Here is a 228-nt window from a genome sequence, read left to right on the forward strand (position 1 = left end):
GAGATGTAGATAGGCGCCGCGACGGATGACGCCCCCACGCCCAGTCCGCCCAGCAGACGGAAGAACGAGAACACATAAGGGTCAGTGGCCAGCGCCGATCCCAGCGCCGAGACCAGATAGAGGATACCGATGCCGATCAGCGTGGCGCGGCGCCCGAAGCGATCGGTCGGCCAGTTGCCGAAGATGGCGCCGATCACCGTGCCCCACAGGGCCATCGACATGATGATG

1 protein-coding gene is annotated in these 228 nt (G+C 64.9%); it reads right to left on the minus strand.

Going from position 1 to position 228, the window contains the following annotated elements; translation table 11 throughout:
• A partial coding sequence (locus R0J88_RS24315; RefSeq protein ID WP_410901503.1) for an MFS transporter occupies positions 1-228 on the minus strand: 228 nt, incomplete at both ends.

The organism is Pseudoalteromonas sp. SIMBA_162 (genome assembly GCF_046535955.1).
Taxonomy (GTDB): Bacteria; Pseudomonadota; Gammaproteobacteria; order Enterobacterales; family Alteromonadaceae; genus Pseudoalteromonas; species Pseudoalteromonas marina.